The 26,687-nt window shown below is 68.5% G+C and carries 24 protein-coding genes and 3 pseudogenes; 13 read left to right on the forward strand and 14 right to left on the reverse strand.

The window, feature by feature from the left end:
• Positions 1-122: 122 nt before the first annotated feature.
• Positions 123-515: a sulfate permease gene (locus QUE33_RS03050; RefSeq protein ID WP_286301856.1), complete on the forward strand. Its 393-nt coding sequence runs from the start codon at positions 123-125 to the stop codon at positions 513-515.
• On the opposite strand, the gene QUE33_RS03055 is transcribed toward QUE33_RS03050, so the two are convergent.
• Both QUE33_RS03055 and QUE33_RS03060 read right to left on the reverse strand, forming a co-directional pair.
• Complete coding sequence (locus QUE33_RS03055; protein ID WP_235774804.1) at positions 487-834, reverse strand: helix-turn-helix domain-containing protein; 348 nt, start codon at positions 832-834, stop codon at positions 487-489. The genes QUE33_RS03050 and QUE33_RS03055 overlap by 29 nt on opposite strands.
• 201 nt (positions 835-1,035) lie before the next feature.
• Positions 1,036-1,596: a TetR/AcrR family transcriptional regulator gene (locus QUE33_RS03060; protein ID WP_286301860.1), complete on the reverse strand. Its 561-nt coding sequence runs from the start codon at positions 1,594-1,596 to the stop codon at positions 1,036-1,038.
• 58 nt (positions 1,597-1,654) lie between these two features.
• Between QUE33_RS03060 and QUE33_RS03065 the strand changes: the two genes are divergently transcribed.
• Complete coding sequence (locus QUE33_RS03065; RefSeq protein WP_286301862.1) at positions 1,655-2,083, forward strand: hypothetical protein; 429 nt, start codon at positions 1,655-1,657, stop codon at positions 2,081-2,083.
• A gap of 91 nt (positions 2,084-2,174) precedes the next feature.
• On the opposite strand, the gene QUE33_RS03070 is transcribed toward QUE33_RS03065, so the two are convergent.
• Together QUE33_RS03070 and QUE33_RS03075 are read right to left on the reverse strand one after the other, a co-directional pair.
• Complete coding sequence (locus QUE33_RS03070; RefSeq protein ID WP_286301863.1) at positions 2,175-2,624, reverse strand: hypothetical protein; 450 nt, start codon at positions 2,622-2,624, stop codon at positions 2,175-2,177.
• 119 nt (positions 2,625-2,743) lie between these two features.
• Positions 2,744-4,267: an FAD-dependent oxidoreductase gene (locus tag QUE33_RS03075; protein ID WP_286301864.1), complete on the reverse strand. Its 1,524-nt coding sequence runs from the start codon at positions 4,265-4,267 to the stop codon at positions 2,744-2,746.
• Positions 4,268-4,351: 84 nt separating this feature from the next.
• On the opposite strand from QUE33_RS03075, the gene QUE33_RS03080 reads away from it, so the two are divergent.
• Positions 4,352-4,963 (forward strand): TetR/AcrR family transcriptional regulator, encoded by a 612-nt coding sequence (locus QUE33_RS03080; protein WP_286301866.1) that lies wholly within the window; start codon positions 4,352-4,354, stop codon positions 4,961-4,963.
• Positions 4,964-4,978: 15 nt separating this feature from the next.
• Here QUE33_RS03080 and QUE33_RS03085 read toward each other — a convergent pair whose 3' ends face one another.
• Positions 4,979-6,124 (reverse strand): calcium:cation antiporter, encoded by a 1,146-nt coding sequence (locus QUE33_RS03085; protein ID WP_286301867.1) that lies wholly within the window; start codon positions 6,122-6,124, stop codon positions 4,979-4,981.
• A gap of 153 nt (positions 6,125-6,277) precedes the next feature.
• Here QUE33_RS03085 and QUE33_RS03090 point away from each other — a divergent pair, with 153 nt between their 5' ends.
• From QUE33_RS03090 to QUE33_RS03100, 3 genes are read left to right on the forward strand one after another with little or no spacing between them, the layout of a single operon-like run.
• Positions 6,278-7,378, forward strand: a complete 1,101-nt coding sequence (locus tag QUE33_RS03090) for an NAD(P)-binding domain-containing protein (protein WP_286301868.1) — start codon at positions 6,278-6,280, stop codon at positions 7,376-7,378.
• A 47-nt stretch (positions 7,379-7,425) separates the two neighbouring features.
• Positions 7,426-8,079: a glycoside hydrolase family 3 N-terminal domain-containing protein gene (locus tag QUE33_RS03095; protein WP_286301869.1), complete on the forward strand. Its 654-nt coding sequence runs from the start codon at positions 7,426-7,428 to the stop codon at positions 8,077-8,079.
• Positions 8,076-8,582, forward strand: coding sequence for a glycoside hydrolase family 3 N-terminal domain-containing protein (locus QUE33_RS03100; RefSeq protein WP_286301870.1), 507 nt, complete (start codon positions 8,076-8,078; stop codon positions 8,580-8,582). Before QUE33_RS03095 ends, QUE33_RS03100 begins: the two co-directional genes overlap by 4 nt.
• Here the strand turns inward: QUE33_RS03100 and QUE33_RS03105 are convergent.
• The 3 genes and pseudogenes from QUE33_RS03105 to QUE33_RS03115 all read right to left on the reverse strand — a co-directional run bounded on the left by QUE33_RS03105 (position 8,579) and on the right by QUE33_RS03115 (position 11,140).
• Positions 8,579-9,392: pseudogene (locus QUE33_RS03105) on the reverse strand (3-methyladenine DNA glycosylase). The gene QUE33_RS03100 and the pseudogene QUE33_RS03105 overlap by 4 nt on opposite strands.
• A gap of 49 nt (positions 9,393-9,441) precedes the next feature.
• Positions 9,442-10,470 (reverse strand): App1 family protein phosphatidate phosphatase, encoded by a 1,029-nt coding sequence (locus QUE33_RS03110; protein ID WP_286301871.1) that lies wholly within the window; start codon positions 10,468-10,470, stop codon positions 9,442-9,444.
• A 13-nt stretch (positions 10,471-10,483) separates the two neighbouring features.
• Complete coding sequence (locus QUE33_RS03115) at positions 10,484-11,140, reverse strand: DedA family protein (protein WP_286301872.1); 657 nt, start codon at positions 11,138-11,140, stop codon at positions 10,484-10,486.
• A 42-nt stretch (positions 11,141-11,182) separates the two neighbouring features.
• Between QUE33_RS03115 and QUE33_RS03120 the strand changes: the two genes are divergently transcribed.
• The 6 genes and pseudogenes from QUE33_RS03120 to holA all read left to right on the forward strand — a co-directional run bounded on the left by QUE33_RS03120 (position 11,183) and on the right by holA (position 19,301).
• Complete coding sequence (locus QUE33_RS03120) at positions 11,183-12,541, forward strand: anthranilate synthase component I family protein (RefSeq protein WP_286301873.1); 1,359 nt, start codon at positions 11,183-11,185, stop codon at positions 12,539-12,541.
• Positions 12,542-12,639: 98 nt separating this feature from the next.
• Positions 12,640-15,131, forward strand: a pseudogene (gene leuS / locus QUE33_RS03125) (leucine--tRNA ligase).
• A gap of 111 nt (positions 15,132-15,242) precedes the next feature.
• Positions 15,243-15,866 (forward strand): helix-hairpin-helix domain-containing protein, encoded by a 624-nt coding sequence (locus tag QUE33_RS03130; RefSeq protein WP_286301874.1) that lies wholly within the window; start codon positions 15,243-15,245, stop codon positions 15,864-15,866.
• Positions 15,863-17,971 (forward strand): ComEC/Rec2 family competence protein, encoded by a 2,109-nt coding sequence (locus QUE33_RS03135; RefSeq protein ID WP_286301875.1) that lies wholly within the window; start codon positions 15,863-15,865, stop codon positions 17,969-17,971. The genes QUE33_RS03130 and QUE33_RS03135 overlap by 4 nt, the downstream gene beginning before the upstream one ends.
• A complete protein-coding gene (locus QUE33_RS03140; protein ID WP_286301876.1) occupies positions 17,968-18,144 on the forward strand; it encodes a hypothetical protein in 177 nt (58 codons plus the stop codon). The genes QUE33_RS03135 and QUE33_RS03140 overlap by 4 nt, the downstream gene beginning before the upstream one ends.
• A 93-nt stretch (positions 18,145-18,237) precedes the next feature.
• A pseudogene (gene holA, locus QUE33_RS03145) lies at positions 18,238-19,301 on the forward strand (DNA polymerase III subunit delta).
• Between the two features lie 118 nt (positions 19,302-19,419).
• Here the strand turns inward: holA and rpsT are convergent.
• Positions 19,420-19,680, reverse strand: coding sequence for a 30S ribosomal protein S20 (rpsT, locus tag QUE33_RS03150; RefSeq protein ID WP_286301877.1), 261 nt, complete (start codon positions 19,678-19,680; stop codon positions 19,420-19,422).
• Positions 19,681-19,966: 286 nt separating this feature from the next.
• Here rpsT and QUE33_RS03155 point away from each other — a divergent pair, with 286 nt between their 5' ends.
• Positions 19,967-21,208 (forward strand): MFS transporter, encoded by a 1,242-nt coding sequence (locus QUE33_RS03155; RefSeq protein ID WP_286301878.1) that lies wholly within the window; start codon positions 19,967-19,969, stop codon positions 21,206-21,208.
• Here QUE33_RS03155 and QUE33_RS03160 read toward each other — a convergent pair.
• The 5 genes from QUE33_RS03160 to QUE33_RS03180 all read right to left on the reverse strand — a co-directional run bounded on the left by QUE33_RS03160 (position 21,159) and on the right by QUE33_RS03180 (position 26,654).
• Positions 21,159-21,881 carry an alpha/beta fold hydrolase gene (locus QUE33_RS03160; RefSeq protein ID WP_286301879.1) on the reverse strand — a complete coding sequence of 241 codons (723 nt, stop codon included), beginning with the start codon at positions 21,879-21,881 and terminating at the stop codon, positions 21,159-21,161. The genes QUE33_RS03155 and QUE33_RS03160 overlap by 50 nt on opposite strands.
• 67 nt (positions 21,882-21,948) lie before the next feature.
• Positions 21,949-23,667 carry an ABC transporter family substrate-binding protein gene (locus QUE33_RS03165; protein WP_286301880.1) on the reverse strand — a complete coding sequence of 573 codons (1,719 nt, stop codon included), beginning with the start codon at positions 23,665-23,667 and terminating at the stop codon, positions 21,949-21,951.
• 154 nt (positions 23,668-23,821) lie between these two features.
• Positions 23,822-25,765: an ABC transporter ATP-binding protein gene (locus tag QUE33_RS03170; RefSeq protein ID WP_286301881.1), complete on the reverse strand. Its 1,944-nt coding sequence runs from the start codon at positions 25,763-25,765 to the stop codon at positions 23,822-23,824.
• Entirely contained in the window at positions 25,762-26,391 is a 630-nt protein-coding gene (locus QUE33_RS03175) for an ABC transporter permease (protein WP_286301882.1), read from the reverse strand. Before QUE33_RS03175 ends, QUE33_RS03170 begins: the two co-directional genes overlap by 4 nt.
• Positions 26,370-26,654, reverse strand: a complete 285-nt coding sequence (locus QUE33_RS03180; RefSeq protein WP_286301883.1) for a hypothetical protein — start codon at positions 26,652-26,654, stop codon at positions 26,370-26,372. Before QUE33_RS03180 ends, QUE33_RS03175 begins: the two co-directional genes overlap by 22 nt.
• Positions 26,655-26,687 lie beyond the last annotated feature (33 nt).

Genomic DNA, 26,687 nt, shown 5'->3' on the forward strand with positions numbered 1-26,687 from the left:
CCGGCGTACAGTGGATGGTGAGGCAGGTTCTCCTCATATTGCGGGTCCTCCGGGACGGCCTTCGGGCACTCACACACGTTCTGCCTCCTCGACGGAGTAACACGTGTGACGAGAGGCCCGCCATGTTCCGCCTTATCTGGACGCTCAGCGTTCGCACCCGCGACTACCTGCACCGCTACATGCCGAGCAACCGCCTGCTCGCTGGCATCCGCACCCGCCGCGGACTCAAGTGGGGGATACCCGCGATGCTGGTCGCGCTTCCGTACATCCTGATCGCCAGCATCTGCTCTGGCTCGGCAGCCGACGGCGGCCCCGGCTGGCTCCACCTCATCGTGCTGTGGGCATGCTGGAACGCGCTCAAGTTCATCATCATGGGACCCCTGAGCGTCTCCGTGCGCGCCTGCGCGAGGCTGCGGTCCGTCGTCACCGGCGCCACGACTCGCGCGTCGAGGCGAGCCTGCGTGAGCCAGCCCTTCGTGTCTAGGCTCAACCGCCCACGGCAGTGGATGCCGTGATGCGAGAACCACAGCGCCCGCCAGGCCGGATCACGATGCCGTGCGAAGCGAGCGCTCGCCGGACAGCCTGAGGCCCCGCCCCAACCTTCACGCCGACCTCTACCAGCGTCAACCCGCTGAGGTAGAGGTCGGCTGCTTCGTGGATGCGGGAGGGATCGAACCGTCCACGGCGGATCGTCACCTCCCGCCGGGTGAGGTGGGTGGCGACTGTGCGGCGGTTCACGCCGAACACGGATGCCAGTTCCACGAGCGTTGCGCCCTCGCGGTACTGCGCCACCAGATCGTCGACCTGCTCCGGGCGAAGGAGGGTTTGAGCCATCCCAAGTGATCGCACCACTCGCCCCCTGGAGTCGGACACAGTAGGCTCAGAGGAGCGCTGGTCGTGGTTGTAGAAGCCCCGTGACCTGCGCAAAGACAGAGTCTTCAGGTGTGGGCAGGGGTTCTCAAACTCTCTACGGAGGTCCACCACGATGCTCTTGCTCGAACCCTCGACAAGAGCGATGAGATTATCGGACAGGCTTCAGCGTGCGGTCTCGACGGGGGCGAAGACAGTGCGCACCGTGGCCGCGACGATCGCCTCAGCGTCGATGTGCGCGTGCCGCCCGATCGCATGCAGAAACAAGCCCTCGAAACAGGTCGCGATCAGCTGCACGCCGAGCAGTGGATCGGGCGCTCCGAGTGCCACGAGGGCGGGCAGGATCGACCTCTCAATGCCGATTCGCCCCGCAGTGAGCGCGGATCGGACCGCCGCGTCGTGGCCACCTTCGACGATCAGGGCGAGGCGAGCGGCCGTCACAGTGCGTGACGGGCCGACCAGATAGCGGAAGAGCGTCGTCAGCGACTCCGCGAACTCCTCGGGCGTGTTCGCTGTGAAGCCGGTGTCGATCTCGGGGAGTTCGCTCGCGACCATGTGCTCGCAAACACCGAGCAGGAGCGCTTCACGCGTGCGGAACACGTTCGAGGTGGATCCGCGCGGGATCCCGGCGCGTTCGTCCACTCGCAGATGCGTCAGTGCGCGGATGCCGCCGCTGGCCAGCAGCTCGATTGCGGCGGTGATCGCGCGGTCTCGGATATTGGCCATGGAACGAATCTACTATGAACGTAGTGCCTAAACACTATGGGCGTAGTAACATGAGGCCATGACGCCCACCGCCTTCCTCGCGGGACTCGTGCTCGGCTTCCTGGCAGTCACGGCCATCCTCGGTGTGGCATCGCTTCTGGCCTGGCGGCGTCACCGCGCCGAAGACTTCCCGACGACGAAGGTCACGACCCACATCGCCTTGCAGGTCGCGAGCATCATGCTCTGGATCGTCTTCCTCGTCACGATGCGGCCGTGGGTCGCGTGGACTGCGTTCGCGGTCATCACGGCCGGTCAGGTCTTCGGCGACCTGCTCATGTTCGCGAGCTACCGTGCACGACACCGGATCGCCAAGGCTGGCAGCTACATCGCGGTAGCGAAGGACGTGCTCGGGTTCACTCGCCCCGTCCCCGCGCTGCACGCGATCATCGGAGCTCTCGGATGGCTCGCCATGCTCGTCGTCTGCATCCTGGCAACGCCCGCGTATTGAGGCAAGGTTTCACCAGTCAGAGCCGCCGGTGTTCAGTGATGCTGGTCACGGCTGGGTGCGGACCGCTCGCGCCCGCTCCGTCATGCTCGGTCTACTCGCTCGCCGTGCTTTCCAGCGCCCACTTCTTGACGATCCCGAGGTTCGCCAGCGGGATGTAAGAGCCGATCTGCGGATGATCCACGGACACGCCGAAGGCACCCGCCTGCTGGAAGCGGATGACGTACTCGAGTGCGTCCGGCATCGGTATGCCGAAGACCGGTACGCTATCGGCCCCGGGTTCGGTCAGGCCGAGAAGCCGACCGGCTTCGGTCGCTCTGGCCGCGCTGCTGTAAATGCAGATCACCGGCCCCTGTTCGAGACCCGCTGAATAGGGATGCGGTTGCTCGGCGGATCCACGGGCGATGAAGAACCACGTCGGCAAGCGGCTCACCTGCTTCCACAGGGCCATCTCCGGCGCCGTGTCTCCCTGCGGTGCCGCTCGGACTGCCTCATGAAGGCGGTCCAGCTCGGCGGTCATCTCTGCTTCGACGCTGTTGCTCATCGATGTCTCCCTGTGCGTAGTGTCAGCAACCAGTCTTGCAGAGCGCTTGGACATAAGCGGCACCGGCGGCCCGACGTCGTGATGGTCGCGCTTCTGCGGTGACCGGACGCCTCATTCGATCAGCGGAATCGAGACAGGCGATCGGTGACGGCGCGCGCGTCTCCGACATCGGAGATGAGGGCGATATAGCCGTCTGGACGGAGGAGCACGAGTGAGTGAGGCGTCGCGCGGTAGGCCTGAGTCAGATGGCCGCCGGCGTCCGCGACCTCGTCGCGCCGGGCCGGATGCTCGACGATGCGCAGTATCCGGAGCTCGGAGCCGGCGTCGTCGACGGTGACCGATCCCGTGAAGTCCAGGAGCGTAAAGCGGCCGCCGCGCGTCAGCTCGAACAGTCGATGCTCGCCGTTCGGATCGGTCAGCCCGGTCGCATCGGGTGCACGGTCTCCGGCGCGCAGCTCGGCGGAATCGTCGCGGTCGTCCTGCACCAAGGCGGAGCTGCGGTAGCCGATGTCGAGCTGGATCGTGCTCGCATCGCGGCGGGTCGATGGCCCCTTCTGCTCAAGGACCTGCTTCAGGCGGGCGTTCGAGAGCTCGAGCACGCCCGCGGCGATCGGCCGCCGCTCGGCCTCGTAGCTGTCCAGCAGAACGTCCGGAGCTCCGTCGGCGACGGCTGCGAGCTTCCAGGCGAGGTTGTGAGCGTCCTGGATGCCGGTGTTCATACCCTGCCCGCCGGCCGGCGAGTGAACGTGCGCCGCGTCTCCGGCGAGGAAGACACGCCCGGCGCGGTAACGGTCGGCGAGACGGACGTTGGCGCGCCAGAGCGTGGACCACTCGGGCTCGTGCAGACGGATGTCGGAACGACCGCTGCGGCGCTCCAGGATCGCCTGAAGGTTCTCCAGAGCAGTCTCGGCGGTCTGCCCGGGCACGATACTGGCCTGATACTGGAACAGGCCGGTGGAGGGGAGCGGGCACAGGCTGGCAGCGCCCTCCGCATGCCGCCACATGTGCCAGGAGCCACGGTCGACGCCATCGGCGGCGAGGTCGGCGACGAGCATCCGCACGCCTTCACGAGTCTCACCCTCGAAAGCGAACCCGGACTGCTTGCGGACGATGCTGCGCCCGCCGTCGCAGCCGACGAGCCAACGCGAGACGATCGTCGTCTGCTCGCCGGCACGGACGATCGTCGCCGACACCGCGTCATCCGACTGCTCCACGCGCTCCAGGCGCGTACCGAACTCGACCTCGCCGCCGAACTTCGCCAGCAGCGACCGCAGGGTCTCCTCGATCCGCCACTGGGGAGTGATGAGGCTCGTCGTGTAGGGGATATCCGGCCGGTTCTTGAGGGATTCCGGCTCGGCGCCGCCGAGGGTGACTGTGCCGTCGAGCCCGGTCGATCGCATCGGCATCGCCATCCGGCCGTGAGAGAGCACGCGGTCGACGATGCCGAGATCCTCGAACACCTCCAGGGTGCGCGGCTGCACTCCTTTGCCGCGGGATCCGATCTGCGGGCCGGCGCCGGCGTCGATCAGCCGGAAGGGAACGCCCTTCCGTGCGAGTTCGCAGGCCAGCGTGAGCCCGGTGGGACCGGCCCCGACGACCAGCACCGTGGCCTCCGCCGGCACCGACGATGTCGCATCGGTCATTCGTCATCCTCCTATAAGATAGTAAAAGCTATCTAAACGATAAACGTGGTTGCCGAGAAAGTAAAGACTGTCTATCGTCGAACCATGCCCACCGTGCCATCCGAATCGCCCCGTCGACGTCGGCATGGCAAGCAGCTCGAGGAGGCTCTGCTCACCTCGGCGTGGGAGGAGCTGGTTCAGGCGGGGTACGGCCGGCTCACGATGGAATCAGTGGCCCGACGCGCGCACACGAGTGAGCCGGTGCTCTACCGCCGCTGGGCCAACAAGGACGAGCTCGTCCTCGCCGCCGCCGAGCACTATCGTGCCGTCAACCCCGTCGAGATCCCGGACACCGGAGCCCTGCGCAGCGATCTGATCGCCTATATGACCGCCTCGAGCCAGGCACGCGCGACCTTCTTCGCCGTCGCCGCCGCGGCCGCGTTCTCAGGGCTGCTGGCCGACACCGGGCTGACTCCCACGCAGATCCGCGAAAGGGTGATGTCTGCCGAACCTCTCCCATCCAGCCAGGAGATCTACCGGCGTGCTCACGACCGCGGCGAGCTCGACCTGCACCACATCCCCGACTCGGTGCTCGAGATGCCGTTCGAACTGGTGCGCTACAACCTGCTGATGGACCTCAAACCCCTGGGGAGCTCCCGCATCCGCTCCATCGTCGACGAACTGTTCCTGCCGCTGCTGGAACTGCACCGGAAGTGAAGCGGCGGCCCGTCGTCAGGCGAACACACTCATCCCGTACAGCACGAACAGGAACAGATGCGCGGCGCCGTGCAGCGCGGTCACCCGCCGGCCGCTGAAGGTCGCCAGCGTCAGCAGCAGGGTCATGCCCAGCAGCAGCAGATTCACCGGGGTTTCGGCCAGCAGCACCTGCTGGCCGGTGAGCAGACCGATCGTCAGGACGGCGGGGATGGTCAGGCCTGCGGTGGAGACCAGGGCGCCGTGGCACAGGTTGCTGACACGCTGCATCTCGCCGGAGAACGCTGCGCGAATGGTGGTGATGGTCTCGGGCAGGAACACGATCACGGCGATGAGGATGCCAGACAGCGCGACAGGCGCCCCGAGGCGGTCCAGACCGTCGTCCAGCAGGGTCGCCATGTCGTGTGAGAGCAGCACGATCGGCAGCACCATGGCGATCAGCAGCAGGGTACGGATGACGAGCTCGGCACGATGCTGCGCGAAGACGAGCGCGATCGGGCCGCGCTCGGCATGCGAGACGGATGCCGGAGGCACCGCATCCGCGACCTCCTGGAAATCCGCCCGCTGGGCACCCATCTGGCGGATCAGGAAGAACGCGTACAGCCCGACGGTGAGCAGGATCAGCGGAATCGCCTGCGCGGGTGCGTAGGCCCCCTCGATGCCGATCAGGGCCGGCAGCGCGAACGCCACCGACAGCAGCACGATCAGCATGCCCAGATACAGCGAGACGCCGGTGCGGTTCGCGCGCAGTCGGGGATGCCGCAGGCCGCCGACCAGCAGGGCGACGCCGATCACCAGGTTCATGATGATCATCGAGACCGCCATCACCGAATCACGGGCGATCGTGGCATGGTCGCCAGGGCCGAGCATGACCGCGGCGATGAGGATCACCTCGATCGCGGCGATGGAGATCGTCAGCACGAGCGTGCCGTACGGGTCACCGAGGCGACGGGCGAGGTGCTCCGCCTCGGTCACGACGCCGAATGCGCACACGGTGATCACCGCGACGATCACCAGCAGCACCACCCAGAGCACTGCGGATGGAAGAGGCCCGGCGAGCAGGGGTGCGCACAGCAGCACGATGAGGAACGCTCCCCATCCGAGTGCCAGGCGGAGGATCGCGAGAGGGGAGAGAACGGCTCGAAGGAGGGATGTGACGGCCACGGAGTCGCACACAATCTGCAGGGCCGTCCCTGCTCGTGATTCGCCGACGGGTCGTCCCGCCGGTCGCTTTCGAGCCGATTCTATCAAGGCCCGTCGACAGGCTCAGAAGCTCCCATTCGGAACATTCGCAGCATCCGGAGCGTTCCCGCAGTCGTGAGCATTCTCGAGAGCATCGTGATCGGAGCCGGGCAGGCGGGACTCTCCTCGTCGTATCACCTGCGGCGTCTCGGGATCGATCATGTCGTGCTCGACGCGAACGAGCACGCCGGCGGCGCCTGGCAGCACCGCTGGGATGCGCTGACGATGATCGACGTGCACGGCGTCGCCGAGCTTCCCGGAGCGCAGGCCCCGCCGCGCAGCTCGGCGCAGGCCAACCGGGTCGTGCCGGCTTCCTTCGAGGAGTACGAGCGCCTCCATGACCTTCCTGTGGTCCGCCCGGTCACGGTACGAGAGGTGGTCGATGACCACGGCACCCTGGTGGTGCGATCGGATGCCGGAGTCTGGCGCACCCGCACCCTGGTGAACGCCACCGGAACCTGGACGAAGCCGTTCCTGCCGCACTATCCCGGCATGGAGACCTTCGTCGGCGAACAGCTGCACACCGTGGACTACCCGGGGCCCGAGTATTTCCGCGGCAAGCGTGTGCTGGTGGTCGGCGGGGGAGCCTCGGCGGTGCAGTTCCTCGGGGCGCTCGCGCCGATCACCGACACGCTCTGGGTGACCAGGCGGCCACCGGTCTGGCGCACCGACGAGTTCACGCCCGATGCCGGGGCCGCAGCCGTCGCCCTCGTGGAGCAGCGCGTCGCACAGGGGCTCCCACCGCAGAGCGTGGTGAGCGTGACGGGCCTCATGCTGCGCCCGCAGGAGCGCGAGGCCGAACGTCTCGGCGCATACGCTGCCCGGCGTCCGATGTTCGAGCACATCGAGCCCGATGGAGTGCGCTGGAGCGACGGCGCCTTCGAGCCCGTCGACGTGATCCTCTGGGCCACCGGGTTCCGTCCTGCCATCGCCCATCTCGCACCCCTGCACCTGCGCGGCCCGGCCGGCGGCATCCAGCTCGATCGCCACGGGCGCGGCACGACGGCCGTCGTCGACCCGCGCATCCAGCTCGTCGGATACGGGCCATCCGCAAGCACCATCGGAGCCAACCGCGCCGGCCGCACCGCCGCTCGCGGCGTGCAGCGCCAGCTCGCGTCAGACACAGAATCCGGCACGGCATCCGCCGCCGCTCCGTCTTGCGCTGTCGTGCACTGAGCGGCCCGCCGGACGGGCGGTCAGGATGACCGGGTAGCCTCGCAGCTATGCGTCGAGCCGGCTGGGGAGCAGTTGCGGGGCTGCTGGTCGCAGTCGTCGTTGCCGGCTGTGCGCCGTCGGCTGGGCCGGCCCCCAACGCGCCCACGACGCAGCGCACACCGTCCGCAACGCCCACCCCGACGCCGACTCTCGATCCCGCCGAGGCCGCCGTGGCGCAGATGAGCGTCGAACAGCGGGCCCGGAGCGTGGTGATGGGGCACGTGCCGGGAACAGACACCACGGTGCTGCGGGATTACATGTCGTCGGGGCTCGGCGGCTTCATCCTCATGAGCGACAACATCTCCGGCGGTCCTGATCAGGTGCGCGCCGTCACCGCAGCGCTGACGGTCGATCCGCAGCTGCCTCCGCTGATCGCCATCGACCAGGAGGGCGGAGTGGTCTCCCGGCTCTCCTGGGACGCGCTGCCCGCTGGGCGCGGATTGCAGAGCGCCGACGCGGCCTCGGTCGAGTCCGCATTCGCGGGCCGGGCCGAGCTGGTCGCCGCCGTCGGAGCGAACGTCAACTTCGGCATCATCGCCGACGTTCCGCTGGGCCCGACGTCGTTCATCGCCTCACGCGCACTGGGAACCGATGCCGACTCGGCGGCCACCCGCGTGCGCGCGGCCGTGCAGGGGAGAAGGGCATCGTCCTCTCGACGTTGAAGCACTTTCCCGACCACGGCGCCGCGCCCGGTGACTCGCATCACCTCATCCCGACCACCGACGTTCCTCTCGAGAAGTGGCGGACGGCTGACGCGAAGCCCTTCATCGCCGGGATCGACGCCGGCGCGGAACTGCTGATGTTCGGACACCTCGCATACACTGCGGTCGATGCCGCACCGGCCTCGCTCTCGGCGCGCTGGCATGCGATCGCCCGCGACGAGCTGGGCTTCGACGGCGTGATGATCACCGACGACCTCGGGATGCTCAGTTCATCCGGCGTGGCCGCCTACCACGACCCGGTCGCCAACGCCGTCCACGCGATCGTCGCCGGCAACGACATGGTGCTGATGGTCGCCGGCGCCGACGCGGAAACAGCACCGGCGATCGTCAAGGGACTCGTAGCCGCCGTCGCTGACGGGCGGCTGCCGGCGCCGCGGCTGGACGATGCCGCGACGCGCGTGATGGAGCTGCGGATGCGATCGGCGACGGCGCAGGCTCGTTAGCCCTGCTCGCCGAGCCAGGCGTTCAGCATCCGCCCGCGCAGTACGGCGCCGCGGTCGGCGAACTCGCGCTGACGTCGCACGTACTCCGCCTTTCCCTCCGACGTCTCGATCCGCACCGGGCAGACACCCCACTCGCTCAGGTCGTACGGCGCCGCCTCCATGTCGAGCTGGCGGATGTCGCGCGCCAGCTCGAAGGCGTCCAGCAGCAGCTCGCCGGGCAGCAGCGGTCCCAGCTTCATCGCCCACTTGTACAGATCCATCCCGGCATGCAGGCAGCCGGGCTGCTCCAGCTCGGGCTGGGAGTCGCGCGTCGGCTGCAGCCGATTGCGCGGGGCGGCGTCGTCGGTGAAGAAGCGGAACGCGTCGAAGTGCGTGCAGCGCAGCTCGTGTGCCTCCACCACGGCATCCGTGCCGTCCTGCCCCAGCCGCAGCGGCGCCGGATGCCGATGCTCGGTGTCGCGATACACCATCGCCCATTCGTGCAGGCCGAAGCAGCCGAACTGTCCGGGGCGCGCGGCGGTGCGTCGCAGCATCCGCTCCACCAGCCCGGCGAGCTGCGGCTTCTCGGATCGGAACAGCGCAGTATCCGGCGCCACCGCGTCATCCGGACCTGCGGGGGTACCAGCGCCAGCCGAGCCGCTCTGGAGCGTTCTGCAGAGCCACCCCCGCGCCGGGATGCCAGCGGCGCAGCACCGACGGCTTGTACGCGTAGTAGGTGAACAGGAAGTCCCACACCGGATGCTTCTCGCCCCGCACTGCGCGGGCCCGGTGATCGGCTGTCAGCGCATCCGCCCGCGTTTCGTGTGCGATCGCACGCGCTGTCCATTCCTCCCGGGGAGGGTCGTGATCAGCGCCGTGCTCATGATGACGTGTCGATGATCCCGGCCTCGCGCAGCTGATCGCGCAGTCCCGCGCCGTCTTCGGCGCTGACCCATGGCACGGGTTCCGGTCCGTGCTTGACGCTCGCGCGCCCGCCGGCGAGCACCGCCTCAGCGGGCAGCAGACGACGGATGGCGACCCCGGCGACCGATTCCGGATGCTGCTCGAGGAACGCGGAGTAGATGGCCTCGTCGTGCTGGCCGTCATCGCCGACCAGCAGCCAGCGCACCTCCGGGAACTCCTCGGCGAGCCGCAGCAGGTTGGCGGACTTGTGCTCACGACCGCTGCGGAACCAGCGGTCGTGAGTGGGGCCCCAGTCGGTGAGCAGCATCGCGCCCGCTGGGAACAGGTGCCTGCTCAGAAAGCGTCGCAGTGTGGGGGCGACGTTCCAGGCGCCGGTCGACAGGTAGATCACCGGGGCGCCGGGGTGGTCGCGCCGCAGCTGTTCGAGCAGCACCGCCATCCCGGGTACGGGGGTGCGCGCGTGCTCGTTGACGACGAAGGAGTTCCAGGCGGCGATGAACGGCCGCGGGAGGGCGGTGACCATCACCGTGTCGTCCACATCGCAGACGACGCCGAAGCGCGTGTTCTCGGCGACCACGAAGACGGTCGCCTCGACGGGTTCGCGGCCCTCGACCGCCATGGTGAAGGTCTGCCAGCCCGGTTCGAGGTGGGCTTCGATGACCGTGTCGATCACCCCGCCGCGGTCGGCGACCACCTCGTGGGTGCGTCCGGCCAGTTCGACCCGCACCGCGGCGAAGCTGACGGGGATTCCGACGAATGCGCGCCAGCCGCGCACTCCGGCGCCCTCCCCGCGCTCCTTCTCCGGTGGCGGAGGGACGATGAGCACCCTGCCGACCACGCGCACCCAGCCGGTGCCGCCGTAGCCGGGAAAGGGCACGATGGTCGCCGAACGACCACGTCGGCGGGCACGGCGCTCGCGCCAGACGTGAAAGCGGTGTTCGAGGCGAGCGAACCAGTGGATCTTGCTCGCCGAGGCAGAGGACATCGAGTCCAGTCTTTCACGCTTCCCGGCGCGGCTCATCCTTCATGTGGCGCTCCTCGCGGCGGGCGATGATCTTCTTCGTGACGAGGATGCCGATCAGCAGAACGGCGATGGCTCCGACGAAGACGTACCCCGCATAGTGCACGCGCTGCGAGAGCTCCATGTAGCTGCCCGCGGCGCCGGCGGCGAGACCGACGTAGATCGATGCCCATAGCGCGCATGCCGGCAGTGTCCAGGCGATGAAGCGGCGGTAGGGGTATCTGCTCATCCCGACGGTGAGGGGGACGAGCGAATGCAGCACGGGCAGGAATCGCGACAGGAAGATGGCGATACCGCCACGACGCTGCAGGTAGCGTTCGGACCGCCGCCACTGCTCGGCACCGATGCGGCGACCGAGCCACGATGCGCGGATGTGCGGGCCGGCCCACCGGCCCAGCCAGAAGCCGAGCGATTCGCCCAGGATCGCACCGGCGATGACCGCGATGCCGAGGGCGATGCCCTCGAGCCAGGAGGTCACGCCGATCGCGGCCACCAGCACGATGGTGTCGCCCGGTACGAGCAGGCCGATCAGGATGCTGGTCTCGAGCATGATCGCGACCCCGGCCAGTATCGTGCGCAGCACCGGATCCACGGACTGCACCATCTCGATCGCCCAGAGCACGAAGTCGTCCACCCCACGAGCGTACGGCTTTGCGCAGACCGTACGCTGAGAGGCGTGCCCGTACCCCGCCCGCTCGATGCTCTCGCGCTCGACGACCCCGCGCCGGGCGTCGTCGACGTCGAGAGTCTCTTCCTGCGTCTGCTCTCGGATGCCGAGGCCTGCTTCTGGCTGGATGCCGGGGCGGATGCTGCCGCAGGATGGAGCATCATCGGCACAGGGCGCACAGAGACCGACCCCGACACGGTGCGCGCAGTGCGCCTGACCGGTCACAGCGCAGCTGCGGACGACGAGACGGATGTGCCGTTCCGCGGCGGCTGGGTGGGCTGGCTGGACTACGAGCAGGGGGCGGCTGTGCTCGGCGCCCCGACGGTACCGCCGGGCGGCGGCGGGCGTGCCGCATGGATCGCGGTCACCCACGCGGTCGCCGTCGACCACGGCACCGGGCGCGTGGTCGTCCTCGCGGATGCCCGTGAGCTGCGTGAGTGGCATGCGAAGGTGCGGGACGCAATAAGGTCGGGCCCGGTCTCCGATCCGCCTCCGGCACCGGCCGCACGGCATCCGGCATCCGCCCGGCACAGCGTTGCCGCGTACATCGACCTGGTCGAGGAGTGCCGCGCGGCGATCGAACGCGGCGACGCCTATCAGCTGTGCCTCACCACCCGGTTCGCCGTGCCGAGCCCCGCCGATCCGATCGCCGTCTACCGGCATCTGCGACGGGCGACTCCCGCTCACCACGGCGGCTTGATCCGGGTGGGGCGGCGCTATCTGCTCAGCGCGAGCCCGGAGCAGTTCCTGCGGGCTGAAGGCGGCACGGCGTCCACCAGCCCGATCAAGGGCACCCGCCCGCGCGGTGCGACGGCCGAGGACGACGCGCGACTCGCCGAGGAGCTGCGCACGGATGCCAAGGAGCGCGCCGAGAACGTCATGATCGTCGACCTGATGCGCAACGACCTCTCGCACGCCGGCGTTCCGGGCACGGTGCGGGTGCCGCGGCTCTGGGAGGTCGAGACCTACCCGGCGGTGCATCAGCTGGTCAGCACCGTCACCGTGCAGCTGAGGGACGGCACGCGCGTCGGTGACCTGATCGACGCGACCTTCCCTGCGGGGAGCATGACGGGTGCGCCGAAGCTGTCGGCGATGACGATCCTGAACCGGCTGGAGCAAGCACCGCGCGGCGTGTACTCCGGCTGCTTCGGCCATATCGGCCTCGACGGACGGATCGATCTCGCCATGGTCATCCGCTCCATCGTCATCGACGCAGAAGAGGCCTATGTCGGAGCGGGAGGCGGCATCACCTGGCTCTCACGCGCGAATGCCGAGGCCGCAGAGGTCGCGGTCAAGGCCCGCGCGCCCCTGGCGGCGCTGGGCGCCACAGTCCCCGCCGAGTGGGCGGCTGTCGACCAGTCGCGATAACCTGGAACATCCCTTCCTTCCGGGCCACCCCGCACCTGCAGATTGGTCGTTCCTTGTCCGAGCACGCGTCCGAAACCCACACCGAAGCCGCTGAGGCGATGTCCGCGCATGACATCCAGCGCAGGTGGCAGAACTACTGGGCGGAGAACGACACCTTCCGCGCGGGCGGGGCGGACGACGACAGGCCGCGCAAGTACATCCTGGGCATGTTCCCGTACCCCTCCGGCGACCTGCACATGGGGCACGCGATCAACTACCTGTACCCCGACATCGTCGCGCGGTACTGGCGGCACCGCGGGCACAACGTGCTCAATCCGATCGGCTGGGACTCGTTCGGGCTGCCGGCCGAGAACGCGGCCATCAAACGCGGAGCCGACCCGCGCGAGTGGACGTACAAGAACATCGACCAGCACAAGGCCGGCTTCCGCGGCTACGGCATGTCGTACGACTGGTCGCGCGTGCTGCACACCTCCGACCCGGAGTACTACCGCTGGAACCAGTGGCTGTTCCTGCGGCTGCACGAGCGCGGCCTGGCATACCGTAAGAAGAGCGCGGTGAACTGGTGCCCGAACGACCAGACCGTGCTCGCCAACGAGCAGGTCGTCGACGGGCGCTGCGAGCGCTGCGGTGCCGAGGTCGTGAAGAAGAAGCTCACGCAGTGGTACTTCAAGATCACCGACTACGCCGACCGGCTGCTGGACGACCTCGACCGGCTGGAGGGGCACTGGCCGCACAAGGTGCTGCAGATGCAGCGCAACTGGATCGGTCGCTCCACGGGGGCCGACGTCGACTTCCGCATCGAAGGGCGCGAGGAGCCGGTCACGGTGTTCTCCACCCGCCCCGACACGCTGCACGGTGCCACGTTCTTCGTCGTCGCGCCTGACTCCGATCTGGCTGCGGAGCTGGCATCCGGCTCCTCTCCGGAGGTGCGCATGCGCTTCCAGGACTACCTCGACACCGTGCAGAAGCAGACCGAGATCGAACGGCAGTCCACCGACCGGCCCAAGACCGGCGTGTTCCTGGAGCGCTACGCGATCAACCCGGTCAACGGCGAGCGGTTGCCGATCTGGGCGGCCGACTACGTGCTGGCCGATTACGGCCACGGCGCCGTGATGGCCGTGCCCGCGCACGACCAGCGCGACCTGGACTTCGCCCTCGCGTTCGACCTGCCGGTCAAGATCGTCGTCGACACCACGGTCGAAGGCGGCGCGAATGCCGGCGGTGACCTGGCCGAGCTCGACCCCGTCCTCACCCGGACGGCGCTGGTCGGCAGCGGGCGGATGACCGGATCGGGGAGCTCGACGGGCTCGACAAGGATGCCGCGATCGCGGCGACCATCCAGCGGATGACGGATGCCGGAACCGGTCGCGCCGCGAAGAACTACCGCCTGCGCGACTGGCTGATCTCCCGCCAGCGGTTCTGGGGCACCCCGATCCCGATGCTGCACCTGGAGGACGGCTCGGTCGTGCCCGTTCCCGAGGACCGGCTGCCGGTCACCCTGCCGAGCGTGGACGGGCTGGACCTGCGGCCCAAGGGCACCTCGCCCCTGGGCGCGGCGGAGTCGTGGGTGCGCACGGTCGACCCGGCATCCGGTAAGCCGGCGCTGCGTGACCCCGACACCATGGACACCTTCGTGGACAGCTCCTGGTACTTCCTGCGGTTCCTGTCTCCGAACAGCGACCAGTTCGCCTTCGACCCCGACGAGGCCAAGCGCTGGGCACCCGTGGACGGCTACTTCGGCGGTGTCGAGCATGCCATCCTGCACCTGCTGTACGCGCGGTTCATCACGAAGGTGCTGTTCGACCTGGGACTGGTGGACTTCGAGGAGCCGTTCTCGAACCTGGTGAACCAGGGCATGGTCATCATGGACGGCGCGAAGATGTCCAAGAGCAAGGGCAACCTGGTCGAGCTCTCCGAGCTGCTGGGCCAGTACGGCGCCGACGCGCTGCGTCTGGGGCTCGCCTTCGCCGGGCCTGTCGAGGATGACAAGGAGTGGAACGGCGTGTCGCTGGCCGGCGCGCAGAAGTTCCTCTCGCGCGCGCTGCGGGCGGGGGATGAGACCTCCAGCCCGGTCGGCGCGGATGCGGCCACGGGCGATGCCGCGCTGCGGCGGATCACGCACCGCCTGCTGGCGGACGCCCCGGGACTGGTCGAGCAGACCAAGTTCAACGTGCTGGTCGCGCGTCTGATGGAGCTGGTCAACGGCATCCGTAAGACGATCGACTCCGGTCCGGGCGCCGCCGACCCAGCGGTGCGGGAGGCCGCCGAGACGGTCGCCATGCTGCTGGAGCCGATCGCGCCGCACACCGCCGAGGAGCTGTGGGCCCGTCTGGGTCACGAGCCGTCGGTGAGTGCCGCGCAGTGGCCGGATGCCGACCCGAAGCTGCTCGTGGAGGACACCGTCACCACAGCCGTGCAGATCGGTGGCAAGGTGCGCGCGACGATCGACGTGCCCGCCGACATCTCGGATGCCGACCTGGAGGCCGCCGCCCGTGCCGATGACCGCGTGCAGCGAGCCCTGGAGGGCAAGGAGATCGTGCGCGTGATCGTGCGTGCCCCGAAGATCGTGAACTTCGCCGTCAAGGGCTGATCCGGTACGACCTCAGGCACAGGTCCTGCACATCCCGGCGGTCTGCAGGAGTTCTCCACACCCACCGGGATCCGGGCCTTCGGGCGGATGACGGATGCGTAGCGTGACACAGTGCCCGCTTCGGATCCGACAGACCAGGATGCCCCACCGCGCGCGCGGCTGAGGCTGGGGATCGGCGCCGCCGTCACGCTGGGCCTGGTGGTGCTGTCGGCTGCGGTCGGCTGGGGGATTCTGCGCGGGCAGAGCGCGCCGACGGAGGTCATCGCCGTGGATGGCAGCGACAGCACCGGGATGAGTGTCGAAGCCGACACCGGTCTCTACGTGCACGTGCTGGGCGAGGTCAGCCGTCCCGGCCTGTACATCCTGGACGCCGACGCGCGGCTCGTGGATGCGTTGGCGGCGGCCGGCGGCACACTCGACACCGCGGATCTGAGGGCGGTGAACCTGGCGCGCACGCTCAGCGACGGCGAGCAGATCATCGTCCCCGCAGAGGGCGAGACGGAGGCCGCGGAAGGATCGGCGGCCTCAGCGGTGGGAGCCGACGGCAAGATCGACCTGAACGCCGCTACCCAGGCCGACCTGGAGACGCTGCCGCGGATCGGTCCCGCCCTCGCGCAGCGCATCCTGGACTGGCGGGAGCAGAACGGCCGGTTCCGCGCCGTCGAGGATCTGCTGGCGGTGCCCGGAATCGGAGACAAGCTGCTGGCCGGCATCCGCGACAGGGCGCGGGTATGAAGGATCTGCGCACCAGCCTGCTGGCGGTGATCCTGTGGGCTGTGGCACTGCTGTGCATCGGTCTGCCCTGGCTCGCCGTTCCAGTGGCGGGTTCGTGTGCGGTCGCTGCTGTGGGAGTGCTCCTGCTCTCACGGCTGACGAGCAAGCGGTTCAACGGGTTCATCGTGCTCCTGCTGCTGTGCGCCAGCGCACTCGGGACGACCGTGGCGGGGGCGTTGCCGCAGCGGGCGGTGCTCGCGGAGTCGGACGGACGCGCGGTGGAGGCGCTCGTGCAGGTCTCGTCCTCGGCATCCGTGGGGTCGGACGGACGACTGTGGTTCGACGCGCAGACGCAGCAGGTGGGCCCGCCGGGACGGATGTCGCCGCTGCGGGCTCCCGTGCGCGTGGGCGTCGATCCCGTCGATGGTGCGGACATGGGAGCGCTGCTGCGCGTGAGCGGGCAGGCGAAGCAGACCGAGCCCTCGGAGCAGGCCGGGCTCGTGATCTTCGGTACCGAGACGGAGGTCGTGACACCGGCATCCGGGATCTTCGCGATCGCCGCCACGACGCGCGCCGACTTCGTCGCGCGCGCCACACGTCTGCCCGAGCCCGGTGCCGGGCTGCTGCCGGGGCTCGCCGTGGGGGACACCCGGGCCGTCTCCGAGAGCCTGAACGCCGCGATGATCGCCTCGGGGCTGAGTCATCTGACGGCGGTGAGCGGGGCGAACTGCATGATCATCGTCGCCGCGGTCTTCTGGCTGGTCTCGCTCGCGGGTGGCGGACGCACCCTGCGCGTGGTGCTGGCGATGCTGTCACTGGCGGCGTTCGTCGTGCTCGTCACCCCCGAGCCCAGCGTCGTGCGGGCGGCGGTGATGGCGGCGCTGGCGATGCTCAGCATCCTGCTGGGGCGCCCGAGTGCAGGGCTGGCGATGCTCTCGCTCGCGGTGTGCGGGCTGCTGATCGCCGATCCGTGGTTCGCCGCGTCGCCGGGTTTCGCCCTGTCGGCGGCTGCGACTGCCGCACTGCTGGTGCTCTCGCGTCCGCTGCTGCGCGGACTGGGGCGTTGGATGCCGGCACCCCTCGCGCTGGCGCTGTCGGTGCCGCTGGCGGCGCAGGTGGTGTGCGGGCCGATCATCGCGCTGTTCTCCGACCAGCAGTCTCTCGTCGCCGTCGCCGCGAACCTCATCGCCGATCCTGCCGCCCCCATCGCGACGGTGATCGGGTTGCTGGCCTGCCTGACTGCGGCGATCCCGCCGCTCGCCGATCTGCTCGCGGCGGCCGCCTGGCTGCCGGCCGCGTGGATCGAGATGACCGCCACCGTCAGTGCGGGCCTGCCCGGTGCGACGGTGGCCGTTGTCGCCGGGCCTGTCGCAGCGCTCGTCGTCGGCGTGCTCAGCGTCGCGGCGACGGTCATGCTGGTGCGTGGTGGGCCGCGATGGCTGCGTGCGGCATCCGCCCTCGTCCTCATCGTCGCGCTCGGCGCGACCGGGGCGCGGATGCTGCTGAGCGGGCCCCTTGCGACGCTGACGACCCCGGGGGAGTGGTCGATCGCGGCGTGTGACATCGGCCAGGGGGATGCGGTGCTGATCAGATCGGCGGGGAGGACGGCCCTGGTCGACACCGGCCCCGATCCCGACGCACTGCGGGACTGCCTGGCGCAGACCGGCACCTCGCACATCGACCTGTTGGTGCTCACGCACTTCGATCTGGATCACGTCGGCGGCACGGGCGCCGTGACCGGGCGCGTGGGCACCGTGCTCCACGGCCCGGTCGCCGACCGCGGCGATCGGCGACTGCTCGACGATCTCGCCAACTCCGGAGCGACGCTGCGGGAGGCGAGCACGGGCCTTTCCGGCACGCTCGGCGGCGCCCGCTGGCGGGTGCTCTGGCCGAATCCGGACCCGATCGCGTTCCCCTCCGGCAATGACGCGAGCGTGGTGGTGGAGATCGCCGGGGAGGCGTGCCCCGCACCATCCTGCTCGGAGACCTGGGCGCCGGATCGCAGCGTATGCTGCTGGCCACGGGTCGGGTGCGGGGATCGTACGCTGTCGTCAAGGTCGCGCATCACGGCAGCCGCGATCAGGAATCGGCGCTGTACGCTGCGCTGCACGCGCCGGTCGCAGTGATCAGCGTGGGGGAGGGCAACGATTACGGGCACCCGCGGGCCGAGACCCTCACCCTGCTGGAGAGCGTCGGATCGCGGACGCTGCGCACCGATCAGCGCGGCCTGATCCTGCTCGGCCTGCGCGACGACGAGCTGCGGGTCTGGTCGATGCGCTCGCCACCCGAGGGCGGCTGATCGGTGGAACCAGATCGGCGAGGGTCGAACCGTGGGCGCTGATTCGAGCCGGCTGGGGACGATCGCTGTCGGCCCCCGCCGGTAGGCTGGGGCATGGCCGCCCCTCGCTCCTCAGCCCGTGGATCCGGTGCGCGCGGCTCAGCTGCGGCGAAGGGGGCGAAGATCCCCCAGGTGGCGTGGCGCGAGCCGCGTCCCGCACCGATCGTGCTGGTCTCCGGGCCCGAGGAGGTGCTCGCCGAGCGTGCGATCGCCGGCGTGCGCGACTACCTGCGTGCCGAGGACCCGGCGCTCGAGGTCAGCGACATCCGCGCCGACGACTACGAGGCCGGCACCCTGTTCGGTCTCACCTCGCCCTCGCTGTTCGGAGAGCCGCGACTGGTGCGCGTCTCGGGCGTCGAGAAGTGCTCCGACGCCTTCCTGCAGGAGGCCGTGAAGTACGTCGAGAACCCGCAGGAGGGCGCCACCGTCATCCTGCGGCACACCGGAGCCAGCGTCCGCGGCAAGAAGCTCCTGGACGCCGTGCGTTCGGGCACAGGCGGCGGCATCGAGATCCCCTGCGCCGCCGTCAAGCGCGATGGCGACCGTGTCGACTTCGCGGCGGGGAGTTCAAGGCTGCGCACAAGCGCATCGCCCCGACGGCGCTGCGGTCCCTGGCATCCGCGTTCGCCGACGATCTCACCGAGCTCGCCGCCGCCTGTCAGCAGCTGATCGGAGACGTCGAGGGCGACATCACCGACGAGATCATCACCAAGTACTACGGCGGCCGCGTCGAGGTGTCGGCGTTCGTCGTCGCCGACACCGCCATCGCCGGCCGCTACGGCGAGGCGCTGATCGCACTGCGTCACGCCCTGGCATCCGGCGCCGACCCGGTACCGATGGTCGCGGCCTTCGCGATGAAGCTGCGCACCATGGCGCGCGTGGCCGGCAATCGCGAGCCGAGCCGCCAGCTCGCGCAGCGACTGGGCATGAAGGACTGGCAGGTCGATCGCGCCCGACGCGACCTCGCCGGCTGGAACGAGCGCTCACTGGGCATGGCGATCCAGGCCACAGCCCGAGCGGATGCCGAGGTCAAGGGCGCCGCGCGCGACCCGATCTTCGCCCTCGAGCGCATGGTCGCCGTCATCGCGACCCGTGAGCCCTTCACGTCGACTCCCTGACGCCCGCTCAGCACGAGACGGAACTGGTCGGTAACCGGCAACCCGAGACGAGCCGGGGCCGATCGGAGACGAAGAAGGCCCGCCCCGCGAACGGGACGGGCCTCTCACGAAAGTCGGCTCAGAGAGCGGCGACCTGCTTGGCGATCGCCGACTTGCGGTTCTTCGCCTGGTTCTTGTGCACGACGCCCTTGCTGACGGCCTTGTCGAGCTTGACCGACGCGACCTTGAGGGCGGCCTCAGCGGCCTCCTTGTCGCCGGCGAGGACGGCCTCACGGGTCTTGCGGACGAGCGTCCGCAGCTCGCTCTTGACGGCCTTGTTGCGCTCCTGAGCCTTCAGGTTGGTCTTGTTGCGCTTGATCTGCGACTTGATGTTTGCCACGTGTGGACACGCTTTCTGTCTGGATGATGATCGGATGCTGCAGACGAGAGAGGGCGTCGGCAGCGGTCGTGAAGGACGAACCAACACGCAAGCCAAGAGTCAATGTTACCAGCACCGGACCCCTGCTCGCGAAACGACGAGGGATGGCGCGCCATGCGCGGGATCCAGTCGCGTGAAAGGCGGAACTGGGTGCAGAATCGACGGTACCCGATCGACGATGACGTCAGGAGTCCCATGTCTCATTCACCGGCCGTAGAGCCCGCCGACCTCCTGGATCATCGGGTGAGTGGCCGATGACCGACACAGCGAAGGTCGGCGCACGCTGGATGACGCTGTTCAGTCTCGCCTGGCTCGTCATCTGGACCGTGCAGCTCACCCCCGTGCGCTGCTGCTGCCCCTGCAGCTGGACACTCCCGAAGACGACTGGATCCGCGGAGTGGTCTCCTCGGGTCTCGTTCTGGGCATCGGCGGACTCGTCGGAATCGTCGCCGGCCCGCTGGTCGGCTCGATCTCGGACCGGTCGCGCTCCACCCGCGGACGTCGTCGTCCGTGGGCTCTGGTCGGTGTATGGGTGGCGGCGATCTTCCTCGTGCTCACCGGGCTCTCCGAAGGCCCGTGGCTGGTCGGCGCCAGCTGGGTGGGGGTCTCGGTCGGCATCTCCGTGGCATCCGCTGCCTTCACCGCCCTCATCGCCGATCAGCTGCCGTCCTCGCAGCGCGGTGCGGCCTCGTCGGCGGTCGGTTCCAGCCAGGCGGCCGGCATCGTACTGGGTGTGGGGCTGGTCGTGCTGCTCGGACTCGGCGTCTTCTCGGGCTATCTGCTGCTGGCCGCCATCATCGCCGTCGTCGGCACCCTGAGCGCGCTGCTGCTGCCCGATCCGCCCGCGACGGCATCCGATCTGCCCCCGCGATCGGTGACGCGTCCCCGGCTCGGCTCGCTGCGCGACCGCGACTTCGCCTGGATGCTCGGAGGTCGCCTGGTCGCGAATGTCGGCAATGCGCTGGGCACCGCGCTGTTCCTGTTCTTTCTGCTGCACGGCCTCGGCCAGCCCACAGCCGAGGCCCAGGACAACCTGCTGCTGCTGATCGTCGTCTACACGGTCTTCGTCGTCATCGCCTCGGTCGTCACCGGCATCCTCTCCGACCGCACCGGCAAGCGGCGAGGGCTGACGGTCGCAGCGACCTTCGTGCAGGCGGCGTCGGGAGTGGCGATCGTGATCGTGCCCACCTTCGAGATGACGATGGTGGCAGCCGCACTCATGGGGCTGGGCTACGGCTCCTTCTCGACGGTCGGCCTCGCCTTCGCCACCGACCTGCTGCCCGATGAGCAGGATCATGGTCGGGATCTGGGCATCGTGAACGTCACCGCGGCCCTCGGTCAGCTGATCGGCCCCGTGCTGGGCGCCGCCTTCGTGGCGCTGGTCGGCGGCTTCTGGCTGGTGTTCCTGATGGCGGCAGTGCTGTCGGTGATCGGCGGCCTCATGACCGCTCTCGCACGACAGCCAGCGCCAGTCCCAGCACCGCATTGAACGCCCGCGGTCGCATCGCCGTCACCAGGTGCGTGCTGCGCGGCACGACGATCAGCTCCGCATGCGGGGCAAGCCGGCGGAACAGGCTCTCCTGGATGCGCAGCTGATCGAACTGGCCGTTCACGAACCACAGCGGCACCCGGATGCGCGAGACCGCGGACGTGAGATCCAGCGTCGACAGACTGCGCAGCGCGGGATCCTGTGCGTCGAACGCGTAGCCGCCGGCACCGAAATCGGCCCTGGTGTCCTCCGGGATCGTCGCGGTCAGCAGGCGTTCGGCCAGCCACGTCCCGCGGTCGGGGAGCGCATCGAGCGCACCGGCGAGCAGTCGATAGGTGCGCAGGGCGGCACCCTGGGGGAGCGTCGTGCACGACGCCGCGACCAGCGCCGACACCGGCGGCGGATCCTCTCCGCCGGCGTAAGCCAGCGACAGCAGGCCGCCCATCGAATGCCCCACCAGCAGCACCGGTCCGCGCTCTGCCGCCCCGCGGACGGCGGCATCGATGGTGTGCAGCGCCTCGTGCAGAGTGAAGTCCTCATCCATGCGGGTCCCGTGCCCAGGAAGATCCACAGCCACGGCGGGGACACCCGCCTCCTCGAGGTAGGCGAGTTGCGCGCGCCACATCGTGGCGGAGGTGCGGATGCCGTGCACCAGGACGACCTGTTCAGTCACGCTCCCAGCATAGAAAGAAGCGGGGCCGGTGGATGACCCACCGACCCCGCTTCGCGAGCGGAAGTGCTTACTTCTCCCAGCCCACGTTCTCCACCGGCTGCACGCCGAAGAGGTCCAGGCCCACATAGGGCTCGGGGGTCAGGTTGGCCAGACCCTTCTTGGTCGCAGAGATCGACGGACCGTTGTACAGCGGGATCAGGCCCCACTCCTTGAAGATCTCGACCTCGAGGTCCATCGCGGCTGCGGTCTGCTTGACCGGGTCGCTGATCGACTCCACCTGGTCGTGGATCTTCTGGTCGGTCTCGGCGTTCTGCACGCCCGAGAGGTTCAGGCCCTGGTCCTGACCGTACAGCTGGAAGAACCAGGCGGCGCCGAACGGGTCGGACGAGGTGAAGCGCAGACCGGCGACATCCCAGTTCTTGGAGTTGTAGTCCTCGGCGAACTTGTTCGACGGGCGGACATCGATCTTCAGATCGAAGCCGATCTCCTTCTCGGACTTCTGCATCGACTGCGCGAGCGCTGCCTGCGTCGGGTCGTCGCTGAAGATCGGGTAGGTGACGGACAGCTTCACACCGTCCTTCTCGCGGATGCCGTCGGCACCCTTCTCCCATCCGGCCTCATCGAGGATCTTGTTCGCCTCGTCCGGGTCGTACTTCCAACCCGCCTTCTCGAGCGAGTTGCTGTAACCGGGCTGGAACGAGAACAGCGTGAAGGAACCGGCCGGCTCCTCGTCGTAGTCCAGGCCGTTCCAGGCGATCTTCTTCTGCTGCTCGATGTTGATCGCCATGAAGAACGCCTTGCGCACCTCGACGTCCTGGAACTGCGGCTTCTCGGCGTCGACCTCCAGCAGCGTGTTCGCGGTCTGCTGAGCGCGGTGGATCGTGATGTCCTTCATGTCGGCGACCTGCGCGAGGCGGTCCTTCGTGCCGACGCCGACCTGGTCGATCTGGCCGTTCTTGAAGGCGTTGATCGAAGCCTGGGAGTCCATGCCCTGGAAGGTGACCCTGTCGAGCAGCGGCTTGTCGCCCCACCACTTGTCGTTCGGCTTGAACGAGATGAAGTCGGTGTTCGCGTCGAACTCATCGACGGTGTACGGGCCGGCGCCCCACTCCGCGTGCGGATCGTCGATCATGGCGTTGTTGAAGGTGTCCGGATCGGCCAGCTTCGGGTGGATCACACCAGTGAGGAACGGCATCTGCGGCCAGGCGAACTCGCCCTTGAAGGTGACGATCGCGGTCTTGGGGGTGTCGCCCTGCTCGACCTTCTCGATCTCCTTGTAGCCGTCGATCGCGTTCGGATGGAAGCCCTCGTCGTTCGAGCGGTTGGCCTTCCAGGTGGCGTCGATGGCCGTCCAGTCCATCGGCGTGCCGTCGTTCCAGGTGGCCTTGTCGGTGAAGGTGAAGGTCAGAACCGTCTTGCCGTCCTTGACCTCATACTTCCACTCATCGAGGTAGTTGTCGTTCTTGTACGGCGTGCCGTCCGGCTTCATCAGCATGACCTGCGGCGTGTACCACGCGGCGAGTGTGGCGGTGCTTGCGCTCGCGTCAGTGTTGAAGGCGTTCAGCTGCTCCGGGATCTCCGCGATGGGGAAGTTGACCGTGCCACCCTGCTTCAGGTTCTCACGGGGCTGCGGGTTGTAGTCCGCTGCCTGGGTCTCGGGGGCCTTGTCGCCACCGTTGTCGCCGCCGCCGTTACCGGTGTTGCCGGTGTCGGTTGCGCACCCGCTCAGTGCGAGTGCGAAAGCGCCGGTGAGTGCCAGCGCTCCCATCAGCTTGTGCTGCTTCATGGTGCTCCTTTCGCCTTTCGGCGTGTCATAAGGGGAGGTTAGTTCGCATCGCGTCGCATGCAAGGCGTGTGTGAGTGAATCGTGACTAACCGTTATCGGACGGTGACCCGATGGTGACCCGATGGTGATGTTCCGCCGGGTCAGGACGGGCCACTCACACGGTCGCGGGCCGCGTGCTCATCGTCTCGGGGTCGAACACGACACGTTGGCGGGTGCGCTCGATGTCGGGGTCCGGCACCGGGATCGCCGAGAGCAGCGCCTGCGTGTACGGATGCTGAGGGTTGTCGAACACCTCATCCACGTCGCCGTACTCGACGAACTCGCCGAGATACATCACGGCGACCCGATCGGCGATGTGGCGGATGACCGAGAGGTCGTGTGCCACGAACAGGTACGACAGGCCCAGCTTGGCCTTCAGCTCGTCGAGGAGGTTGATCACGCCCGCCTGGATCGACACGTCCAGTGCCGAGACCGGCTCGTCGAGCACGACGATCTTCGGGTTGGTCGACAGTGCACGGGCGATGCCGATGCGCTGCCGCTGTCCACCCGAGAACGCGCCGGGGAAGCGGTCGCGATGCGCGGGGTTCAGGCCGACCAGGTCCATCAGCTCCTGCACGCGGGAGTGGATCTCGTCGCGGTGCATGCCGATCGCGTGCATCGGCTCGGCGATGATGTCGGTCACCGTCATGCGCGGATCCAGGGCGCCCATCGGATCCTGGAAGACGATCTGGATGTCGTGACGCAGCTTGCGCTCCACGCTCCTGCTGGTGAGGCCGTTCACGCTGGTGCCGGCGATGACGATGTCGCCGTCCTGCTGCTTCTCGAAGTTCATGATCTCGAGGAGCGTGGTGGTCTTGCCGGAACCCGACTCGCCCACGATCGCCATCGTCTCGCCTTCGCGGACATCGAAACTGATGCCCTTGACGGCCCGCACCTCGCCGACCTTGCGCTTGAAGAGCGCGCCCTTCAACAGCGGGAAGGTCTTGACCATGTTGCGCACCTCGAGGGTGACCGGCCGCTCCTCGCGCGGCTTGCGGGTCAGCTCGCTTTCGTGCAGCTCGGGTGCCGGGTACACCGGCAGTCCGCCGATGAGTCCGTCGCGATCGATCTGATCGGCGCGGATGCAGGCGGCCAGATGCTGCTCGCCGCCGTCGGATCCCACCGGCATCAGATCGGGCTCGCGCTTGAGGCACGCGTCGACGACGATCGGGCAGCGGGAGGCGAAGGGGCACGCATCCGGCAGATCGATCAGCAGCGGCGGGTTGCCCTTGATCGGGATCAGCGGCTCCTTCTCTGCCTTGTCGATGCGCGGGATGGCGCCGAGCAGGCCGATCGAGTACGGCATCCGCGTGTTGTGGAACAGCTCGTGGGCCGGAGCCTGCTCCACGGGTTTGCCTGCGTACATCACCATGACTTCGTCGGCCGTGCGGGCGACCACACCCATGTCGTGCGTGATCATGATCACGGCGGCGCCGGTCTCGGACTGAGCCTTCTCGATCAGATCGAGGATCTGGGCCTGGATCGTCACGTCCAGCGCCGTGGTCGGCTCGTCGCAGATGATCAGGCGCGGGTTGTTGGCCATTGCGATCGCGATGACAACCCGCTGGCGCATCCCGCCCGAGAACTCGTGCGGGAACGACTTCATCCGCTTCTCGGGCTCGGAGATGCCCACGACGGTCAGCAGCTCGAGCGAGCGCTCCCAGGCGTCCTTCTTCGAGAGCCCGCGGTGCACGGTGAGCGCCTCGACGAGCTGGTCGCCGATGGTGAAGACCGGGGTCAGCGAGGTCAGCGGATCCTGGAAGACCATGGCCATGCCGTTGCCGCGGATCAGCGACATCTGCTTGTCGGTCTTGCCCAGCAGCTCTTGTCCCTCGAACTGCACGGAGCCGGTGACCTTCGCGTTCTCGTCGAGCAGTCCCATGATCGCGAGGGACGTGACGGACTTGCCGGAGCCGGACTCTCCGACGATGCCGAGCGTCTTGCCGGCCTCGAGATCGAAGGAGACCCCGCGCACGGCATCGACGCGCCCGGCCTCGGAGGCGAAGCTGACCTTGAGATCGCGGACGGAGAGGACGGTCTGTGACGTGGGAGTGTTCATGCCTGGCCTCCTGCCGCCGAGGTGGGATCGAGGGCATCGCGCAGACCGTCGGCGACCAGCGCCATCGACACGGTCAGCAGCGTCAGCGCCAGCGCGGGGAAGTAGAACTGCCAGGGGGCGCTGGTGACGGTGGCCGCTCCGTAGCCGATCAGCGAGCCCAGCGACACATCGGGGATCTTGACGCCGAAGCCGATGAACGACAGGCCGGTCTCGGTCATCACGGCGCTGACGACGCCGAGCGTGAAGTTGATCACCAGGAGCGAGCCGATGTTGGGCACCAGGTGGCGCAGCACGATCTTCATGCCGGGCACGCCCATGTACCGCGCCGCATCGACGTACTCGCGCTCGCGCAGCGACAGCGCCAGTGTCCAGATCACACGGGCCGGGAAGAACCAGCTCACGAAGATCATCGCCAGCGAGATCACTCGCCAGTCGCCGCCGGCGTCGTTGGACACCAGAGCGAGGATGAGGAACGTGGGCACCACCATCAGGAAGTGGATGATCAGCAGCGTGATCTGCTCGATGCGACCGCGGAAGAAGGCCGCCGCGGTGCCGACGATGGCCGACAGTGCGGTTACGCCGACGGAGACCGTCACGGCGATCATCAGCGAGCGCTGCAGGCCCACCGCAGTCTGCGTCCAGGTGTCGTTCCCCCGGCAGTGGTGCCGAACCAGTGCTCGGCGGAGGGGCCGGTGGCGAGGTTCAGGAAGTCCTGGTCCTCGATCGAGTAGGGCGAGGTGAGTGGGACGACGATCGAGTAGATCACCATCAGGATGAAGATCACAATGCCGGCGACAGCGGGCTTGTTGCGCGCGAAGCGGCGGGTGTACAACGTCCACTTGCTCAGCTGCTTGCCGGGGATGCGCTCAGCCGTGGTGTCGGGGCCCACAGGGGCTGCACAGCAGGGTCGATCATATCGGTG

It is taken from the genome of Microbacterium suwonense (assembly GCF_030296555.1).
GTDB lineage: Bacteria > Actinomycetota > Actinomycetes > Actinomycetales > Microbacteriaceae > Microbacterium > Microbacterium suwonense.

What these genes read in the sequence shown, in the direction of transcription:
- QUE33_RS03050 (WP_286301856.1), top strand. Translation starts at nt 123, where the DNA reads ATGTTCCGCCTTATCTGGACGCTCAGCGTTCGCACCCGCGACTACCTG.
- QUE33_RS03055 (WP_235774804.1), bottom strand. Translation starts at nt 834, where the DNA reads ATGGCTCAAACCCTCCTTCGCCCGGAGCAGGTCGACGATCTGGTGGCG.
- QUE33_RS03060 (WP_286301860.1), bottom strand. Translation starts at nt 1,596, where the DNA reads ATGGCCAATATCCGAGACCGCGCGATCACCGCCGCAATCGAGCTGCTG.
- QUE33_RS03065 (WP_286301862.1), top strand. Translation starts at nt 1,655, where the DNA reads ATGACGCCCACCGCCTTCCTCGCGGGACTCGTGCTCGGCTTCCTGGCA.
- QUE33_RS03070 (WP_286301863.1), bottom strand. Translation starts at nt 2,624, where the DNA reads ATGAGCAACAGCGTCGAAGCAGAGATGACCGCCGAGCTGGACCGCCTT.
- QUE33_RS03075 (WP_286301864.1), bottom strand. Translation starts at nt 4,267, where the DNA reads ATGACCGATGCGACATCGTCGGTGCCGGCGGAGGCCACGGTGCTGGTC.
- QUE33_RS03080 (WP_286301866.1), top strand. Translation starts at nt 4,352, where the DNA reads ATGCCCACCGTGCCATCCGAATCGCCCCGTCGACGTCGGCATGGCAAG.
- QUE33_RS03095 (WP_286301869.1), top strand. Translation starts at nt 7,426, where the DNA reads ATGCGTCGAGCCGGCTGGGGAGCAGTTGCGGGGCTGCTGGTCGCAGTC.
- QUE33_RS03110 (WP_286301871.1), bottom strand. Translation starts at nt 10,470, where the DNA reads ATGTCCTCTGCCTCGGCGAGCAAGATCCACTGGTTCGCTCGCCTCGAA.
- QUE33_RS03135 (WP_286301875.1), top strand. Translation starts at nt 15,863, where the DNA reads ATGAAGGATCTGCGCACCAGCCTGCTGGCGGTGATCCTGTGGGCTGTG.
- QUE33_RS03165 (WP_286301880.1), bottom strand. Translation starts at nt 23,667, where the DNA reads ATGAAGCAGCACAAGCTGATGGGAGCGCTGGCACTCACCGGCGCTTTC.
- QUE33_RS03170 (WP_286301881.1), bottom strand. Translation starts at nt 25,765, where the DNA reads ATGAACACTCCCACGTCACAGACCGTCCTCTCCGTCCGCGATCTCAAG.